This is a genomic window from Salinispora sp. CH2A1_6 (genome assembly GCF_056820975.1).
The window spans coordinates 1-15,588 of record NZ_JBXEDG010000017.1 but is presented as its reverse complement, the minus strand read 5'-3'; the positions used below and the strand labels follow the sequence as shown (position 1 = coordinate 15,588).

Sequence of the window (15,588 nt, the reverse complement as noted above, 5' to 3'; positions counted from 1 at the left end):
GAACGTTGCCCTGCGTACCTCTTTGGCATTGACATTACGGAGAGACGCCATGGGACCAAAACGGGGCCAACGGCGTACGTGGGAGCAGGTCGCGGCGATGCGCGCCGTGGGAGCGGGAACTCAGCACGGTGCCCGCCGCGACCTGCACCGCGCGGACGGTGAGCGCCAATGAGCGTTCACCGCCGCCGGGCACCACGTCACCGCCACGGCGCACCCATCTACGCGCCGATTCCCACCACCAACAATGATGCCGGCTACCACATCGCCGAGGCCGTCGCCCGGCTAGTCGAGCTGCGCGACGCGTGGCCGTGGCTGTCGGCGTTCCGCACCCCCGGCACCCCCTCCTACCGCCACGAACGCTCCATCGCCGCCGCCGCTGAACACGCCCGCGCCGAGCAGTGGCACAAAGACCGCGTGGCCGCCGCCAAGGCAATCCGCTGCGGACGGGTGCCCTCAGCCCCCCACGCTGCCGCTACGAACCTCGCCGCGGTGCACGCCCGCGCCCGCATCGCCGCCGACGTCGCCGCGCTCACCGCCGCTGTCCTCACCGCCTGCGAGCTGCCCACGGTCCGGCCGGTGATCCGGCAGGGCACGCATGTGCTCGTTGGTACCTGCCAACCGTGCCGGGGCACCGGACACACACTGCCGCCGCGCTGGTGGCCAGCCGGGCAGCCATGGCCAGCCCGCCCGGCCGGCTCCCCCGACGAACAGCCGTGGGTGCCGGACCCGGTACCGTGCCGGCACTGCCACGCCGGCGAGGCCGTCGCGGTCGTCGCCTACGACCTGCCTGACGCCATCATGACCACGGCCGTCGGACTCCTGGCTGACCTACTGCCCCGGGTCACCGACGCCGAGCTGGCCGACCACGCCAGGCACGTCCTCGAACGCGCCAACCGCATAGCGCGCGCGACGGTCGGCGTGGACACCGAGGACCTACGCCGCCTACCGGCCAGATGCCCGGCCTGCGGACTGCGGGAGCTGCACGCCGAGGTGTCGTCGCTGGATGAGATGCAGTGGTCGGTGCACTGCCTCAACGGCGACTGTCGCTGCGTCGGCCCTGACTGCGGATGTGGACGTGCCGTGCGCTGGCCCGGCCGCCGCCATCGGTGGGGCGTGACCGAGTGGAGCGGCCCCGACGGGTTGGCCACCCGCCTCGGTGTTGACATGACCGCGCTCGCGCACGGCCGCCACGGTGGCGTGACGCGCACCCGATCGGCTCCCCTGACCACCACCCGCCAGGGGCACGGAGGCCGATCATGATCGAGCCGCGACGGTACGTGCCCCTAGCCGAGCGCGTGGAGGCCGCCTACATGATCCTCGCCGCCATTAACGCCGAGCTGCCGCCGGCAGCTAACCAGCACCGCACACGGCAGGAGACGGGAGGGGGCTCGTGAGCACGGAAACGATCGCCGACGCACTGCGGGTACGCGCCACGGAGGGGCACTACTGCGTGGCTCCGAGGTGTCCCCGCACCGCTTCGAGCGCGTTCGTGTTCCACCGTCTGGCCCACCTCGCGGACCGTTGGTGGAAACCCGGCGACTACCTCGACGTGTGCCGTGAGCATGCCCGCCAGGTCTACCAGGCGCACCAGGCCGACACGTTCGCTCAGGTCCCCGGTTGGCTGCGTCCATTCATGGCGGACGGTCTACCGGACGGCCGCCGGCCTGACACCGGCGGCATGATTGGGCTGGTGTAGGCGATGGTGATCAACGGCGTGGAATACGTCACGGCATCCGACATCCGCGCGCGGTTCCCGGAGGTCACGCCAGCGCGGTTGCGCGACTGGCGGCGGCGTGGGCTGCTCGCGGTGGTCACCAAGGGGGAGTTGGCTGCCGCGAAGGGCTGGCCGGTTCCGCCGAGCCCGGACACACCGGCACGCCTTCTACACCAGTCCTCGGGGCGGTGGGAGTCGGTCTGCCGGTGGAGCGGCCCCGGCGGCGTAGCCGTGGTGGAGGCCGACACCGGGGCGAGCCCGGTAGGGCGCAAACGTGTCATGTTGGAGTGACCGCCGGGGGCGGTTCCTCTACTGGATAGCCCAGTAAAAGCACACCAGGTCTACTGTGTGACCTTTTGTGTTCCGCACCGAGCAAGATGCGGCCCGCGCCCATGTACGGGGGCGCGGGCCGCACGGCATCCCCAGGTCAGACGGTTACAAGCCTCCCGGCCGCGGCAGCGCGGCCGACCGTAGCCACCGACGCCACATCGACCATGAGCACGGGACCCTGCCGGTCCTTCGTGTCGCGCACGGCCGCCATCCCCACGACGACGCCGCCGAAGTTCACCTCGACGCAGTTGTCGCAGTTGGGCCCACTCTTAGAGGACTTAAACCACATATTGGGGCGAGCTGTCATGACATGCTCCTTGTAGCGGGGTCGGGGGAATTCCTCTCGGTGCCAACGATTCCCGCCACCCGATCGCCACACTCTGTCGCCAAGGTGACACAGTTTCTACTGTGATCATGGAAAGAGCCACGATGGATGTACCGAGAGGATCCGACCCACGAGGGGACCACCATGCCTGGCCTGTGCGACCGCTGGACCGACGACCTGCCGCCCCTGCACCCCACTGACCAGGTGGCCGACACCCGCACCCTGGCCCGGGTACTCGGAGAGACGCCCGGCTCTGCCTCAGCGCACCTACTCGCCGCGTGCGAGGCCGGCGGCTACGACGTCCAGGCGAAGATCCGCAGAGAGTTCCCGGCCCTCGTCGCCGCCTTCGAGGCGTGGCGCCGACACGCTGCCCCCCACGCCTGGCAGGTTCCCACCGTGGCGCAGGTCCGCGCGGCCCTCAACGCCACAGGCCACCCGCACGAAGCAGACTGACGCCACACGAACCGCCCGCCGGCCAACGTGACAGCGACAGGCGGACGTAGACGGAAGCCCCCAGGGCCTGGGGCCTTGGGGGCTTCCGTTGGCTTTCCTTCTGATCGTCGTGGCGGTGAGCGCCCCCGCAACCGGGGCCGCTACCCCGATGCGTCCTGACTAAGGAGCTGGGGTGGAGGCCAGGATGCCGCCCAGGTTCGCACAGACCTTACCGAGTTGTTCAAACGGTCCGACCAGGATCAGCACGTCGTCGAGCGAACCGAACACCACCGCGTACCGCCCGGCGGCATCCGTCTCCATCACCTCGTCCCAGAACGCGGTGTCGTTCGGGCCTCGCACCTCTAACACCTCGACGTTCGCGGTGTCGACAATGATTTCGCCACGCACGGGGGCTCCTCCTTTCGGTGTGGCGTTGGGGGTTCAGCAACTTCCCGCGTGGGTGGCGCCACACACGGGACACGTCCCGTTCGGCCGGTGAGCAGACCAGAGAGCCGCTACCTTCGTCGGGTTCGCACCGAGCAGGCCGCCCTTCTGGGCGGCCTGCTTAGCGGCACTCTGATAGGCCCGGTCGTACTCGGTCTGTAGCCCATGCAGTTCGGGCGTTAGGCGCGGGTAGGGAACCTCCCCCTCTGCCCGCAGCGTGTCTCCCTGGTGTCGGATCGCTTCGTTCACCGCCGCGCGCGTTGCCGCGCGTGCGTCCTCCCGCTCGCGTAGGTACTGCGCGAGCCGTGCAGGCACCAGTGGTGGACAGGTGTGTGCCGTGGTCATGGGGCTCTCCTCTCGGCGTGCGAGCGGTTCCAACTCCGCCCACACCCACCACTAAAGCAGACCATTAAAAGGTATGCAAGGATCCTTGACTACTTTTTAGTGTCTGGTTAGTGTGATGGGTGTCAGGCGGGAGAGCTGGAATCCCGCTCACCCCCACCGAGAGGACAGGCGCATGGAAACGATCAAGCCCCAAGATTTCCCACCCCCACTTCTGGCCGCTTCACCTGCGCGGCGAGGAACGTGGGGAGGCGGGATGGTGCGCCACGTCGTAGAGGCACTTGAGGGGTCGCCGGTGCGCCTCATCGAGGATGGCCATAACAACGGAATACTCCGGACGAAGGTCCGGTTAGTGGGGGTAAGCCATAATTCAGCCGGCGGCAGCATAATTTTCGCCGAAACCCTGAGTAGTGGCACCCTCTACTCTGGCGTGCGTCTGCGCAGACTGGGATACATAGTCGCTGAGAACGGGACACGGGAACGGGCCATACGTTCCTACCGAGAGGAGCAAGCGGCCGCGATCCGCTGGGCCCAGCGGGTACACCCCTCCGGCAATGGCGAGAACGAGCCCGGTACGTGGGAAGCCACGCCATACATCTCCGGCGTTGGCGTTAGGTACACCCCCCCGGGAAGATCGTTTGCCGGTCACTGGCACGTAGTGGCATCCGTACCCTCAACACCATCGTCATCAACACCAGGGAGGAACGTGTGAGCACCAACAGCAACGCCACCGAAGACACGACGGTGGACATGACCGTCGTCCGGCAGCTCGTCGACCAGGCGGTGCGCGCGGCGGTTCCGCCTGCCCAGATGACCACCCGCAAACTCCGGCCGGAGTCGACCTACAGCTTCCCCGAGCCGCGCCCCCTCGCCGGCGTGCACGCCGCGCTGTCCGTGGCTCGCCTGGCCCAGACCCAGGCGTACAGGTACGCCAAGGAACTACGCGGCGAGGGTTCCTCGTGGGACGAAATCGCCTTCCTGCTAGATATCTCGTGGTCCGCAGACTACGTGCAGCGGGAGAGGGCATTCGAGCTGGTCGCCGGGCCTGCCTCGCGCTACAGCAATAACCGGTACGTGTTCTTCGCCTGCGGCGGCCCCCACGGTTGCGGCGAGCGCATTACCGACAACGGCCCGTACAACGGCTGGCCGTCGGACAACGAGGACGGCCACGCCAAGGGCTGCCGGCGCTTGGCAACCGAGGACGAAGCGCACCAGCGCGAGCAGGACGACTTAGAGCGTCGCGTCAAGGTGATGGATGAGGCACACCCCCTCGTCACCGACACGTTCGGCAAGGAGACCGTGCGGCGGGTCCAGCACGTGCAGTCACACGGCGGAAGGTACCTGGCTTGGTCGACGAGCGAAACCCTCGCTGTCGCGTTGGTCCTACGCGACAGCGCGCAGCTTGCTGCGGTCGGGTACTCCAGCCACGCGGAGGCGCTCCATCGGATCGTCTCGGGCATGTCTGTCCCGCCCCGCGACCCCGCCGGGTGGCTGGCCACGGTCCGGGCGGCCTCGACTGGACTGCGGGATTGACCGCTCGCGAAACCCTCCCCCACCCGCGACAGCGGACGTGATCGCCCTGCCGGACAAGCCGGGCAGGGCGATCATGTGTTGTACTGTTTGTTCACACGCGGGGTGCCTAGGACACAGGCTGCCCACGAGCCGGTCAGATCGGCATCAGCACCGGGTCAGCCGCGTCACGGGGGGCCACCCGGTACAGATCGCTCAAGGTCCCGTTTGGAAACCTCAGCCGGACCTCCGCCCCGATCCTCAGCTCCGGGCCGAAAGGTTGGCCGCTCTCCCAGGTGCCGGTGCCCGTCCACTCCGCTCCACGCCGGGCCGCCACAAATGACTCCGCACAAAGCAGGACCTCCGGCGTCCTGCCCACCCGCACCCGGTGGGGATGCCCCGGGTTATGCACCGGGCCGTTCACCGCGTGGACAAAGACTCCTCGGTACGTGAACCCGTAGTGGTCACGCTCGTACGCGTCGGCATCGGCTAGGTCAATGATGATGATCGGGGTCGCCATTGGGCCAGGCCCTTCTCTGCGGGGCGAGGTTCCAGCTACCTCGCCTTGACACCCACTACACTAACCGGGACAGTAAAAGTAGTCAAGGGTTCTTTGAATCCTTTTAAGTGGTCGCGTTTAGAGGGGTGTCCCACCTGGCCCCAGAGGCCCCCGCAGACAGCAGTCACCCCCACTCCTCGCGAGGAGTGGGGGTGACTCACCGGCCGCGACCGGGGGGGCCTTAGCCGATGTCCCACTCCGGGTGCCCGCGCCAGCGAACCTCGGTGCATCCCGAATCCGGCCGACCGAAGTCGTCCAGCGGGGCGGCACAGTGCTGCTCGGTTTCCATAGGGCGGCGAGTGCCTGACGGCTAGCCGCCGTACCGTCCTCGGTCAGGCGATACCACCGTCGCGAAGGTCGCCCCTCGGTAGAGGTATCGATGTGCTCCATCTCCGTGCTTAGCCAGCCTGCATCTGCGAGTCGAGCCAGGATGGGGTAAAGCTTGCCGCTGGGATAGCCGGTGAGCTTCATTAACTCGTATCCGTACCGCAGCGCACCTACCTCTTCGAGGAAGACGCGTAGCACGGTTGCCACCGCCAAAGTGACCCTGACATCACGCATGGGAAAGTATTCTACATAGGGTTACGGAAAGCAGTAGAGGCGGCGGTCGGTGGCGGTTGCCGTCGACGCGGCAAGTCAAGAAGAGACCCGATGGTCCTATCGTTCCTTTGTCTTAATCCTGGCTCTGTATGAGGGGCGGCAGAGCGCCCCTCATACAGTGAGGCTCAAGAGCCGTAGAACACCTCGTTCCACATTTCCCTCAGGGTCTCCCCGAGTACGTCACAGTAGATGCCGCTCTCATAGACCTTCAGGGTCTTCCACGAGCGAAGCGCTTCCCCTCGCCGCCGACGCATCTGCCCGATCTCGACGCCGTACGTGTCGTCGCCCCGAAGGACAACGATCACCAACGCGGTCCGTGGACCCATTCCAATGGTGAATCGCAGCTCCCCTTTCGGGTCATCGTGCAGGTAGTCACGAGCACCGAGGTTGGCTAGCTGCCATCTGCCGATCTGGCTGAGAGTGACCCGGTGGTCTGCCGGGAGGCGGTCAAGATCATTGAGGACTGGCAGCGACATTTCCATGTTCGACCTCGTTTCGGGGATGGGTCGGGGGTTCCAGCTCCCCCGGCCTCACACCAAACACTCTAACCGGGACATCAAAAGTTCGCAAGTAAGGTTTCGATCCTTTTTACTTGGGTTCTTTAGGTGGCGGCCGGGCGGCCCGGGGGAACGCCGCGCACACGGTTGCGCCCCCGCCCTGCGTGCGCAGAGCGGGGGCGCAACCGTGCAGATCAGGAAGCGCGAGCAATCATGAGTGCCGTATCCGAATCCGCAATTACCGTGATTTCCTCACTGTCCACCACCCCCTGAAGCATCAGCCAGTTCTCGGTCAGGGTGACGGCCTGCACCTCCATGATCATGGGAGTGGAACCCTTCTCCGCCTGAATCTTGATCATGTCACCGGGCTTGATGTTCACTGCTCCCCCTCAGGTGGGGGCGGGGTCCAGCTCCCCGCCCTGGATACCACTACCTTAACCCGGACAGCAAAAGTCGTCAAGGGTCTCTTCAAGGTTTCTAAGTGGCCTCGTTTCGCGGGTCCGTCTACTCGCCCCCGAAGCTCCGTAGACAGCAGTCACCCCCCGATCCACCGTGGATCGGGGGGTGACTCACCGGCCGTGACCGGGCCCTACTAGTGCCGACCCTCAAGCACACCAATCAGGGCCATAGCGGCACCCCGCGCATCCCCGCCAGGATCAACCGTCCCCCGGACCGTCTTGTCGCCACAGACCAGAACAACCGTTCGGCCGCCCTCAACCCGCACCGACCATTCCACCCCCCGAGCGGTTACACCCCTCCACTCAGTGTCCACACCTACCTCCTCTCCGTTCGCCGTGCGTCCGGCCCACCATCGAGCCCATGAAAGGGGGGCCCGCGCCGGGCCGAGATACCTAGCGGCTTTCCTCTCGGACTGGCTAAGGGGTTCCAACTCCCCTCAAAATCCATCCCCTACAATCTAATCCCAGCATCAGAAACCGACAAGGAACATCGCCCACCTTTTACAGGACTCGGAGAGGGTGACGCATGACCGTGTTCGACCCCCGCAAACCCGTATCCGCCATCGACGGAGTAGAAACCAGCGCAGAAATCCGCGCCTCCCTCAAAGACAAGAACGTCGTCCACGCCCACTCCGGCGGGAAAGACGCATGGGCCACCGCCATAGCCCTCCGCGACGCCGGAGCCCGCGTCTACCCCTACTACATGCACCTCGTACCCGACCCGAACCAGCCCTACACGCTCGCCGCCGCCCAACCAGCCCCCGGCGCGCACCCACTGTCACACCGCGTCTACGGCCGCCTCCGCGGCCTGGCCTTCGTAGACGAATACCTCGACTACTGCGAGGAATGGTTCCAACGCGAATTCGGCACCCGCATCCTGCGGCTCCTTAACCCCAGCTTCTACCGCTGGCTGCACCACTACACCTACCAACCCCCCGAACGATGCGCCGTCATCGACGCCGCGAACCTCCCCGTCCCCGACTACCACCACGTCGTGCAGATCGCCCGCGAGCACTGCGGCCTACCCGCCGACGCCTGGGTCTGCGACGGCGTCCGCGCCGCCGACTCCCCCATGCGACGCATCGCGATGGCCTCCCACGGCCCCCGCAACCACAACCACCGCAAACTCCATCCCATCTGGGACTGGCGCAAGTACCACGTCATGACCGCCATCGAGCAGGAAGGCATCCACCTCAGCGTCGACTACGACATGTTCGGCCGCTCCTTCGACGGCCTCGACGCCCGCTTCACCCGACCGATCCGCGACCGCTTCCCCGACGACTTCGCCCGCATCCAGGCATGGTTCCCCCTCGTGGACCTGGCCCTGATGGACCTATCGCAACCCAAACCCCCGTACCCGAAGGTGACCCGCTGATGGCCAAACCCACCCGCGAGGAGATCGCCGCCCGCCTCAAGGGCAGCGCCGCCAACGCCAACGGCAAACTCCGCAAAGTCCACGACCTAGCCCAACGGTTCAAGGCCGAACCCGAACCCGACCCCCTCGCCGGCGTCGAACCCAGCGACGACGTGGAAGCCGACATCACCCGCGAAACCGCGGCCCTGGATGAGGGCTTCCGCGCCCGGATGCGCGCCGAAAACCACCGCGTCCGCACGGCCACCGACTCCGAGCACTGGGTGGCCCTCTGCTTCCGCACCCGCGAAGACAAAGAAGAATTCCTACGCCTCGCGGGCGCGGAAACCGGCCACCCACTCATCGAGATCGGAGACAAATACCTCGACGGGTACGAGGTGGCCGCCCGTATCGGCATCGACATGACAAAGGAGGGATAACCCATGCGCGAACGCATCCGAAACGCGATGGGGCGCGTCGGCGAACGCGCCCGAGGACTGTTCGGCCGTAACCGCCGGGCCGCGAGCACCGCACAGAGCGGCCTGTCCGGAAGCCCGGTGAACTAACCACCCCATGGCCGACACCACCACCAGTACCGCCAACGGCGGCCCCAGCACCGACCACACGGGGGGATCGGATGCTGGGGCCGCCTTGGCCTGCCCAGAAAACCTCCCCGACCCCGTACGCGCCGTCTGGGAAGCCCTCGCCCCCACCATCACCGTCGCACTAGCCCCCGTCGACACCCACGCCTTCCGGCTGCTGTGCACCGCCATCACCACCTACAACGACGCCGACGAACTCATCGCCGACTCCGGCATCGTCGTCTCCGACGCCCACGGCAACCTCGTAGAAAACCCCGTCCTCAAAATCCGCGACCGCGCCGACGCCCAAATCAGAGTCTGGTCCCAAAAGTTCGGCCTCACCCCCGCAGACCGCCCCCGCAACACCAACCCCACCGGCGGCAAGAACAACCGCTCCACGATCCCCCACCTGATCGAGCCGTAGCCCGTGCCAGCACCACTACCCGACGAGGTACGCGCCGCGATCCTCGCCGACATCCACACCAACACCCTGTCCCGCAACAAGATCGCCGCGAAACACGGCGTGGCCACCTCCACCGTGACCAAGATCGCCCGCGAAGCCGTCGGCGACACCGCCTTCGACCGGTCGCACGCCGAAAAAGGCGCGCGTGCGCGCGCGTTCGACGCCAAGGCCGCACGCGCCACACTGATCGCCCAGCTCTACGACGACGCGCAGCGCCTCCGCGCCCGCGCCTGGGACCCCTACACGCAGGTCGTCTCCGGACCGACCGGTCCCGAACTGGTCACGACCAAGCTGCCCCCGCTACGTGACCAGCAGGCCGCCTACACCTCCCTGGCCATCACGGTCGACAAGGCCCTCACCCTCGAAAAGCACGACAGCGACGAGGGCGCAGTGGTGGGCAAGAGCATGGTCAACGACCTGTTCGGCGCGCTCGGGCTGGCCTACCACCGCATCGTCGCAGAGGACGAAGCACCGACCAGCCCCGACAGCGGTCCCGACACCATGGAGCCCTGATGCCGTCCCGCCACGGAATCGACCTCACCGGCATCTGCCAGATCATGTCCCGCAAACAGATCCGCTCGATCATGGAGTGCACCGCACGCATCAACCTGTGGAGCGGAGCCGTCTCCTCCGGCAAAACGATCGCCTCGCTACTCGCGCTGCTCTTCGCTGTCGTCCGGGCCCCCGACAACGGCCTCATCTTCATCGTCGGCCGCTCCCTACAAACCGTGGAACGCAACATCATCGAGGTGTTGATGCAGCCCGCCGGACCGTTCGGCCCGTTCGCCCGCTACATCTCCCACACCCGAGGCGCGACCACCGCCACGATTTTCGGCCGCACCGTGCACCTCATCGGCGCATCCGACGTACGGGCAGAAGGCCGCATCCGCGGCGCGACCGCGGCCCTGATCTACGTCGACGAGCTGACCCTGATCCCTGAGGCGTTCTTCACGATGTGCCTCAGCCGGCTACGGGTCCCCGGCGCCAAACTGCTGGCCACCACCAACCCCGACGGCCCCTCCCACTGGGTCCGCAAGAACTTCATGCTCCGCGCAGACAGCCTGGACATGCACCAATGGCACTTCGTCCTGGACGACAACCCGTCTCTCACCGAGGACTACAAGGCGGCCGTGAAGACGGAGTACACGGGCCTGTTCTACGACCGGTTCATCCTCGGCCGGTGGTGCCTGGCCGAGGGCGCGGTCTACTCCTCGTGGACCCCGTCGTACCACGTCGTCACCGAGCTACCACCGATCGACGCCTACCTCGGACTCGGTATCGACTACGGCACGGTCAACCCCTTCGCCGCCGAAGTGCTCGGCCTCGGACGCGACGGCATCCTGTACCTGACCAACGAGTACTACTACGACTCCAAGGCCCGCCGCCGGGAGCTGTCCGACCACGAGTACAGCGAGCAGCTACGCGACTTCCTGGCCGGCATCGAGCAGCCCCACACCCGGCAACGCGGAGTATCACCGCAATGGACGATCGTGGACCCAAGCGCCGCGTCGTTTCGTATCCAGCTCTACAAGGACGGCATCAACGCCGTGCTTGCCAACAACGAGGTCATGCGCGGCATCCGCACCGTCTCGTCGCTGCTGGCCACCGGCCGTCTGCGCGTTCATGCCTCCTGCACGGGTTGGATCAACGAGATCCCCGGCTACAGCTGGGACCCCACCGCCGCCGAAGCCGGTTTCGACGCCCCCATCAAAGCCGCTGACCACGCTCTCGACGCCGGCCGGTACGCCGCCGTGACGACTGAGGCCATGTGGCGCTACCGCATCACCGACCCGGTACCGCTGCCCACCACGGTTGGCTCGTAGTGCCAGACTGACGCTCGTGGAGACCCCCATCGACCCGAAACCTGAGGCCCGCGCCGCCGCCGCATGGTGGGCTGACAAGCTCACCAACGACACACGCCACGATCTGGGCGGCCGGGACGCCGCGGAACGGGCTGCGACCGCGACCGTCAACGTGGCGTCCGCGATGTTGCGGCAACGCTTCGCCCCCGCCCAGGCCGACCGCTTCGCCGACGCTTTGGCCACGCTGGTCGATGAACATCTCAGGGGGGAGGCACCTCAGCAGGACTTCGCGTGGCTGACGATTCACTGCGACTACGGGATAGATTCGGTGCTGGCCGAAGCCGCGACGCGTGCCGGGCTGTCGGTGAGCATGTTTGACCTGCCGATGAAAACTTACATGTGGATCGCCCCGGGTCGGGTGACGGTGTCCGAGGGGTATGGGGCACCCGACGAGGTTGTCTGGGCAGCGTGACGACCGGAACTGAGCGGTCGTGTGCTCGCCTAGACGAGTGCAGGGCTTAGCGCTTGTCCAGCCGCGTGACGATCTCGTGGAGTTTGATGGTGGCTTCCGCATCGTCGGCGCAGGGGAAGACGCGGCTACCGCGCCGGTCGACCCACACCGTCACTGTGTTGCCCTTGCGGGCCACGGTGTAGCCGGCTCCGGCGGAGGTGGTGCCGTTGGCAACCACGTCGAACGGATTGAGGACTACGGCGAAGTGGTCGCCGGTGCCCAGCGTGACTGCGGTGGTTCGGCCAGGCTGGCCGTCTTTGCGGACTACATTCCCCCACGCGGTCACGGTGTCGTTCGGGTTGTCGCGTCGCTCCCGTACTAGTAGCCGCAGTGCACGTTTGCCGGCTACCCCTGAGCGCACGTCGAGCGTGCAGCCGGGGGCGAAGGCGTGTACGGGGCTGGTCATCCTCGTGTCCCCTTTTCCGGTAGGAGGGCGGGGGTCAGGTTCCCACCCTGTCGCCACCATCATAACCAGTACACTAAAAATCTTCAAGCATTATTTTGCTACTTATTCTGTCCCGGGTTTCGTGCCTGGCCGCTCACCCCACGACCACCCACAACCCACTGCCAGCCCTGCACGCAGCAACCACCGCAAGGGCGTGGCCAGCCGCCCTCCGCTGAGGTGGACGCGTCCGAGGACCCACAGGACCCCAAAAGATCATCTACCGACATGTTCCCCGACCCGCCTAAAGGGAGCCCGCGAACCGGACCATACACAGAGCTACAGCAGGGGGTGTTGCAGCAAGGGGTAGGCTCAGCGTGGCAGGTAACGGCATGACGCCCGGAGCACACGCGACACCGCGTGTTCAGCGAACCGTAACCGGCCAGGCACTACTAAGATGAAGCCCCCTTTTCTCCTTCCTCGCCTCGGAGTAGCTGGAGTAGCTGTGGCCCGACGATTCTTGTTCTCAGACGAGAGCGGTGATCTTAACTTCAAAAAGGGACCAAACCTTTCACGTTTCTTCGCTGTCGGAACCCTCGCCATTGACGAGTCCGAGCTATCGGGGTTGCGGGCGGCTCTCGGACATCTGCGTGATGAGCTGGCCTTCCGTAACCACGGCCTCGACTCCTGCTTCCATGCCACGAACGACACGCCTGAGGTACGCCTGAACGTCTTCAAGCTGTTGTCGACCCTGGACTTCCAGTTCGACATCACCCTGCTCGAAAAGTCGAAGGCACAGCCTCACATCCGCCAGGACCACGCCACGTTCTTCCGCTACGCCTGGTACTACCACCTCAAGTACGTCGCACCGCGGACGTTCGCGGCCGACGACGAAGCCCTCATCGTCGCGGCCGAGCTGGGCACCAAACGAACACGGAAAGCCTTCCGGGGAGGCATCGAGGCGGTGCTGACTCAGTGCCTGCCCTACCGGGTCAAGCGCTCGCTGGCGTTCTGGCCGTGCAGCTCGGACTTCGCCCTACAGGCTGCTGACTACTGCACATGGGCGGTCACACGCTTGAGGGAGCGCGACGACGGCCAGTACTACGAGATCATCCAGCCCAAGATCCGCCACGTGTACGACCTGTGGGCGTCTGGGACCGAGCACTACTACTAGAAAGCACGAACCCCCGTCCAACTAGGCTTCATGGCCAGAGCCCCGGGGCTCTTTCGTCAAACGGGGTCGCGCAGACCCCTACGGTAGCGCGGAAATCTCCGACGGGAAGCCCAAAGCGCCATCCTTGTCGGAAATTCACGCACGGTTACTACTCACACCCCGCAGACACCCGAGCTGAACACGGAACGTGATGTCGCGAACCCGCTCCCTCTAGCCCGAAACCTTGTCCGTCTCACGTTCGTTGTGTTCGCTGAAACCTGCGCTACAGGTGTTGATGCAGGCGGGCGGCACCCTGGAGCCCACGAAGCCAAGGGGGTGCCGCCCTCCCTCATGCGGCGGCCCAACCGAAACAGGGACACTTAGAAGCTGTCAATGGTTGCTTGTCAACTACTGTCGTCCTATGCTTTGATCGAGCAATCGACAAGAGGAGGGCGCAGTGAAGATCATCGACCTGGACCAAGACCCGACCCACATGGGGGCCGCCACTGCTCGCCGCTCCAACGCCGAGCAGTACGTACACGCCCTTCGATGGTCGCTGAGATCGTCGCGAGGGTCTGCGACCCGCCCAGAGAGCTGGGATTCGCTGGAACCCTAGGCGAGGAAGACTACCGGCACGCCGGGCACCCGCGCGCCGAGGACATCGCCGCAATCTACGTCGCGGCGGCACTACGGGTGACAGACCCTAAGTGGTGGCTCGATCGGCGGGACCTCGGCCGCCGAATCCGCAACGCCGTTGACCTGGTGGAAGAAGCCGGTGTCGCCCGACACACCTACGGCGGCCTACTGGCCGCCATCGAGACGACGTTCACCGAGGACGACCGTCAGCATCTCGCGACACTGACCACCGGCCCAAGCTAGGAGACCGCGATGTCGACCAACTACTACGTTCGCATCGCCAACACCCCCGACGACGGTGAGGGCATCCATCTCGGCCAGCACGCCGCCGGAACGTTCACTTTCCGCGCACACCGCGATCGGAATGTCACCGACTACGAAGCGTGGCTTGATCAGCTCGACCAGGGCGAGATCGTGTCCGAGTCCGGAGACCCGGTCACCCGTGACGAAATGGTGGCCATCGCCGCCAAGAGTTCACGGACCCCCTCGTGGGTCGAGTGCGAGGCCACCACTCATTCCGATGGCGACGGCTACTACGACCTGGAAGGGCGGCGGTGGCTCTACTACGACCTGGAAGGGCGGCGGTGGCTGGCCGTCGATTTCTGCTGAGAGGGCGTGTCAACGGTTCGATTTAGATCGTCGTGCTCACGTTGCGCCCCGCCGTCCTCAGGGTCGTCAGACGCGGCCTCGGTCGTAAAACCGGCGGCGAGGACGGCGGCTACATAGTCGTAGGCCGCGGTGTGCTGCGACAAGTGCGGCAGATCGCGTTCGAGTTGGCGTTGGCCGTCCGACCACGTGGTCCAAATCGCCGTGACCTCGGTGAGGCTGAGCCCAGTGGCGAGCGTGACCTGCTCGGCCGTGGCACCGCTGATCACGGCGGCGTGGATCCGGTTCGCTGTGCTGCGGCCGAGGGTGTGGTGCAGGGCGCGAACGGTCGCGAGGTGTTCCAACTCTAGGCCCAGCCGCTGCACGCGCCGCAGGTCGCCGGGCGGGACGTCGGTGGGCAGGGAGGTCGTGTCCCCGAGCCAGCGGAGCACGTCACCGACGCGGCGTGCCAAGTCCAGCGGGTTGACCTTTTGCGCGTCGACGAATGTCGTCGGATGCTGTGGCGGGTCCGGATACGGGTTCGGTACGGCGGTCATCGGCTCGACGCTACGGCATCACGTTCACTGAGACGGTATCCGATCCACCGATCCATGGCGTCAACGTCACTGAGCCGCATCAGGTTGCGCCAAGCCAGAACAAAGGTCAACTTTGCCCAGCGAATTCACAGGAACCGCTTTACATCATAATGACCATTATGGTGTCCGAGGAAATACGCAGAACCACACAAAACCGTTAAAACCTCACAAGAAGGGTCGTGCTCGCCATGCCCATCATCCGAGGCACCACCACCCCCACCACCACCGAACCAACACCCACCCCGCCACCCCACGACATCCCCACCCCCGACACCTGCTGGCGCGCAGCAGCCGACGCCCTACGCACCAACTACCACG

Annotated in this window: 23 protein-coding genes; 15 read left to right on the top strand and 8 right to left on the bottom strand. The window is 65.9% G+C overall.

Translation table 11 applies throughout. The features are described 5' to 3' along the window. The first annotated feature begins 49 nt into the window (after nt 1–49). The 4 genes from AC1UKG_RS24300 (at nt 50) to AC1UKG_RS24285 (ending at nt 2,005) form a co-directional block, all read left to right on the top strand. Nucleotides 50–172, top strand: a complete 123-nt coding sequence (locus tag AC1UKG_RS24300) for a hypothetical protein (protein ID WP_475891154.1) — start codon at nt 50–52, stop codon at nt 170–172. After that, entirely contained in the window at nt 169–1,260 is a 1,092-nt protein-coding gene (locus AC1UKG_RS24295) for a hypothetical protein (RefSeq protein ID WP_482642028.1), read from the top strand. The genes AC1UKG_RS24300 and AC1UKG_RS24295 overlap by 4 nt, the downstream gene beginning before the upstream one ends. A 130-nt stretch (nt 1,261–1,390) precedes the next feature. Next, the gene (locus AC1UKG_RS24290) at nt 1,391–1,696 is read left to right on the top strand and encodes a hypothetical protein (RefSeq protein WP_475891151.1); all 306 of its coding nucleotides are present in this window, start codon (nt 1,391–1,393) and stop codon (nt 1,694–1,696) included. A 3-nt stretch (nt 1,697–1,699) separates the two neighbouring features. Next, nucleotides 1,700–2,005 carry a hypothetical protein gene (locus tag AC1UKG_RS24285; protein ID WP_475891149.1) on the top strand — a complete coding sequence of 102 codons (306 nt, stop codon included), beginning with the start codon at nt 1,700–1,702 and terminating at the stop codon, nt 2,003–2,005. 136 nt (nt 2,006–2,141) lie between these two features. Here the strand turns inward: AC1UKG_RS24285 and AC1UKG_RS24280 are convergent, their stop codons facing one another. After that, on the bottom strand, nt 2,142–2,351 hold the full coding sequence (locus tag AC1UKG_RS24280; protein WP_475891147.1) for a DUF397 domain-containing protein: 210 nt from the start codon (nt 2,349–2,351) through the stop codon (nt 2,142–2,144). Between the two features lie 162 nt (nt 2,352–2,513). Between AC1UKG_RS24280 and AC1UKG_RS24275 the strand changes: the two genes are divergently transcribed. Then, a complete protein-coding gene (locus AC1UKG_RS24275) occupies nt 2,514–2,822 on the top strand; it encodes a hypothetical protein (RefSeq protein WP_482642029.1) in 309 nt (102 codons plus the stop codon). Between the two features lie 159 nt (nt 2,823–2,981). Here AC1UKG_RS24275 and AC1UKG_RS24270 read toward each other — a convergent pair whose 3' ends face one another. Next, nucleotides 2,982–3,209 (bottom strand): hypothetical protein, encoded by a 228-nt coding sequence (locus AC1UKG_RS24270; protein WP_475891143.1) that lies wholly within the window; start codon nt 3,207–3,209, stop codon nt 2,982–2,984. Between the two features lie 1,086 nt (nt 3,210–4,295). Between AC1UKG_RS24270 and AC1UKG_RS24265 the strand changes: the two genes are divergently transcribed. Then, on the top strand, nt 4,296–5,120 hold the full coding sequence (locus AC1UKG_RS24265; protein ID WP_482642030.1) for a hypothetical protein: 825 nt from the start codon (nt 4,296–4,298) through the stop codon (nt 5,118–5,120). Between the two features lie 133 nt (nt 5,121–5,253). Here AC1UKG_RS24265 and AC1UKG_RS24260 read toward each other — a convergent pair whose 3' ends face one another. From AC1UKG_RS24260 to AC1UKG_RS24245, 4 genes are all read right to left on the bottom strand, one after another. Further along, entirely contained in the window at nt 5,254–5,616 is a 363-nt protein-coding gene (locus tag AC1UKG_RS24260; protein WP_482642031.1) for a hypothetical protein, read from the bottom strand. Nucleotides 5,617–5,733: 117 nt separating this feature from the next. Continuing rightward, nucleotides 5,734–6,216 carry a PadR family transcriptional regulator gene (locus AC1UKG_RS24255; RefSeq protein ID WP_482642032.1) on the bottom strand — a complete coding sequence of 161 codons (483 nt, stop codon included), beginning with the start codon at nt 6,214–6,216 and terminating at the stop codon, nt 5,734–5,736. Between the two features lie 164 nt (nt 6,217–6,380). Then, nucleotides 6,381–6,737: a hypothetical protein gene (locus AC1UKG_RS24250; RefSeq protein ID WP_482642033.1), complete on the bottom strand. Its 357-nt coding sequence runs from the start codon at nt 6,735–6,737 to the stop codon at nt 6,381–6,383. A gap of 209 nt (nt 6,738–6,946) precedes the next feature. Then, a complete protein-coding gene (locus AC1UKG_RS24245; protein ID WP_482642034.1) occupies nt 6,947–7,132 on the bottom strand; it encodes a hypothetical protein in 186 nt (61 codons plus the stop codon). Nucleotides 7,133–7,736: 604 nt separating this feature from the next. Between AC1UKG_RS24245 and AC1UKG_RS24240 the strand changes: the two genes are divergently transcribed. The 6 genes from AC1UKG_RS24240 to AC1UKG_RS24215 all read left to right on the top strand — a co-directional run bounded on the left by AC1UKG_RS24240 (nt 7,737) and on the right by AC1UKG_RS24215 (nt 11,879). Beyond that, nucleotides 7,737–8,585, top strand: coding sequence for a hypothetical protein (locus tag AC1UKG_RS24240; RefSeq protein ID WP_482642035.1), 849 nt, complete (start codon nt 7,737–7,739; stop codon nt 8,583–8,585). Next, entirely contained in the window at nt 8,585–9,001 is a 417-nt protein-coding gene (locus AC1UKG_RS24235; protein ID WP_482642036.1) for a hypothetical protein, read from the top strand. Before AC1UKG_RS24240 ends, AC1UKG_RS24235 begins: the two co-directional genes overlap by 1 nt. A gap of 133 nt (nt 9,002–9,134) precedes the next feature. Next, nucleotides 9,135–9,566, top strand: a complete 432-nt coding sequence (locus AC1UKG_RS24230) for a phage terminase small subunit P27 family (RefSeq protein WP_018219129.1) — start codon at nt 9,135–9,137, stop codon at nt 9,564–9,566. Nucleotides 9,567–9,569: 3 nt separating this feature from the next. Continuing rightward, complete coding sequence (locus AC1UKG_RS24225; RefSeq protein WP_475891127.1) at nt 9,570–10,118, top strand: hypothetical protein; 549 nt, start codon at nt 9,570–9,572, stop codon at nt 10,116–10,118. Then, on the top strand, nt 10,118–11,428 hold the full coding sequence (locus AC1UKG_RS24220; RefSeq protein WP_482641957.1) for a PBSX family phage terminase large subunit: 1,311 nt from the start codon (nt 10,118–10,120) through the stop codon (nt 11,426–11,428). The genes AC1UKG_RS24225 and AC1UKG_RS24220 overlap by 1 nt, the downstream gene beginning before the upstream one ends. Before the next feature lie 16 nt (nt 11,429–11,444). Further along, on the top strand, nt 11,445–11,879 hold the full coding sequence (locus AC1UKG_RS24215) for a hypothetical protein (RefSeq protein ID WP_482641958.1): 435 nt from the start codon (nt 11,445–11,447) through the stop codon (nt 11,877–11,879). A gap of 46 nt (nt 11,880–11,925) precedes the next feature. Here the strand turns inward: AC1UKG_RS24215 and AC1UKG_RS24210 are convergent, their stop codons facing one another. Further along, a complete protein-coding gene (locus AC1UKG_RS24210; RefSeq protein ID WP_482641959.1) occupies nt 11,926–12,324 on the bottom strand; it encodes a hypothetical protein in 399 nt (132 codons plus the stop codon). 481 nt (nt 12,325–12,805) lie between these two features. Between AC1UKG_RS24210 and AC1UKG_RS24205 the strand changes: the two genes are divergently transcribed. From AC1UKG_RS24205 to AC1UKG_RS24195, 3 genes are all read left to right on the top strand, one after another. Further along, complete coding sequence (locus AC1UKG_RS24205) at nt 12,806–13,474, top strand: DUF3800 domain-containing protein (protein WP_475891122.1); 669 nt, start codon at nt 12,806–12,808, stop codon at nt 13,472–13,474. A 528-nt stretch (nt 13,475–14,002) separates the two neighbouring features. Further along, nucleotides 14,003–14,332, top strand: coding sequence for a hypothetical protein (locus AC1UKG_RS24200; RefSeq protein WP_482641960.1), 330 nt, complete (start codon nt 14,003–14,005; stop codon nt 14,330–14,332). Between the two features lie 9 nt (nt 14,333–14,341). Then, the gene (locus AC1UKG_RS24195) at nt 14,342–14,698 is read left to right on the top strand and encodes a hypothetical protein (RefSeq protein ID WP_482641961.1); all 357 of its coding nucleotides are present in this window, start codon (nt 14,342–14,344) and stop codon (nt 14,696–14,698) included. Here AC1UKG_RS24195 and AC1UKG_RS24190 read toward each other — a convergent pair. Next, nucleotides 14,653–15,231 (bottom strand): hypothetical protein, encoded by a 579-nt coding sequence (locus tag AC1UKG_RS24190; protein WP_482641962.1) that lies wholly within the window; start codon nt 15,229–15,231, stop codon nt 14,653–14,655. The genes AC1UKG_RS24195 and AC1UKG_RS24190 overlap by 46 nt on opposite strands. Nucleotides 15,232–15,588 lie beyond the last annotated feature (357 nt).

What these genes read in the sequence shown, in the direction of transcription:
- AC1UKG_RS24300 (WP_475891154.1), top strand. Translation starts at nt 50, where the DNA reads ATGGGACCAAAACGGGGCCAACGGCGTACGTGGGAGCAGGTCGCGGCG.
- AC1UKG_RS24295 (WP_482642028.1), top strand. Translation starts at nt 169, where the DNA reads ATGAGCGTTCACCGCCGCCGGGCACCACGTCACCGCCACGGCGCACCC.
- AC1UKG_RS24285 (WP_475891149.1), top strand. Translation starts at nt 1,700, where the DNA reads ATGGTGATCAACGGCGTGGAATACGTCACGGCATCCGACATCCGCGCG.
- AC1UKG_RS24280 (WP_475891147.1), bottom strand. Translation starts at nt 2,351, where the DNA reads ATGACAGCTCGCCCCAATATGTGGTTTAAGTCCTCTAAGAGTGGGCCC.
- AC1UKG_RS24275 (WP_482642029.1), top strand. Translation starts at nt 2,514, where the DNA reads ATGCCTGGCCTGTGCGACCGCTGGACCGACGACCTGCCGCCCCTGCAC.
- AC1UKG_RS24260 (WP_482642031.1), bottom strand. Translation starts at nt 5,616, where the DNA reads ATGGCGACCCCGATCATCATCATTGACCTAGCCGATGCCGACGCGTAC.
- AC1UKG_RS24255 (WP_482642032.1), bottom strand. Translation starts at nt 6,216, where the DNA reads ATGCGTGATGTCAGGGTCACTTTGGCGGTGGCAACCGTGCTACGCGTC.
- AC1UKG_RS24250 (WP_482642033.1), bottom strand. Translation starts at nt 6,737, where the DNA reads ATGGAAATGTCGCTGCCAGTCCTCAATGATCTTGACCGCCTCCCGGCA.
- AC1UKG_RS24240 (WP_482642035.1), top strand. Translation starts at nt 7,737, where the DNA reads ATGACCGTGTTCGACCCCCGCAAACCCGTATCCGCCATCGACGGAGTA.
- AC1UKG_RS24235 (WP_482642036.1), top strand. Translation starts at nt 8,585, where the DNA reads ATGGCCAAACCCACCCGCGAGGAGATCGCCGCCCGCCTCAAGGGCAGC.
- AC1UKG_RS24230 (WP_018219129.1), top strand. Translation starts at nt 9,135, where the DNA reads ATGGCCGACACCACCACCAGTACCGCCAACGGCGGCCCCAGCACCGAC.
- AC1UKG_RS24220 (WP_482641957.1), top strand. Translation starts at nt 10,118, where the DNA reads ATGCCGTCCCGCCACGGAATCGACCTCACCGGCATCTGCCAGATCATG.
- AC1UKG_RS24210 (WP_482641959.1), bottom strand. Translation starts at nt 12,324, where the DNA reads ATGACCAGCCCCGTACACGCCTTCGCCCCCGGCTGCACGCTCGACGTG.
- AC1UKG_RS24200 (WP_482641960.1), top strand. Translation starts at nt 14,003, where the DNA reads ATGGTCGCTGAGATCGTCGCGAGGGTCTGCGACCCGCCCAGAGAGCTG.
- AC1UKG_RS24195 (WP_482641961.1), top strand. Translation starts at nt 14,342, where the DNA reads ATGTCGACCAACTACTACGTTCGCATCGCCAACACCCCCGACGACGGT.
- AC1UKG_RS24190 (WP_482641962.1), bottom strand. Translation starts at nt 15,231, where the DNA reads ATGACCGCCGTACCGAACCCGTATCCGGACCCGCCACAGCATCCGACG.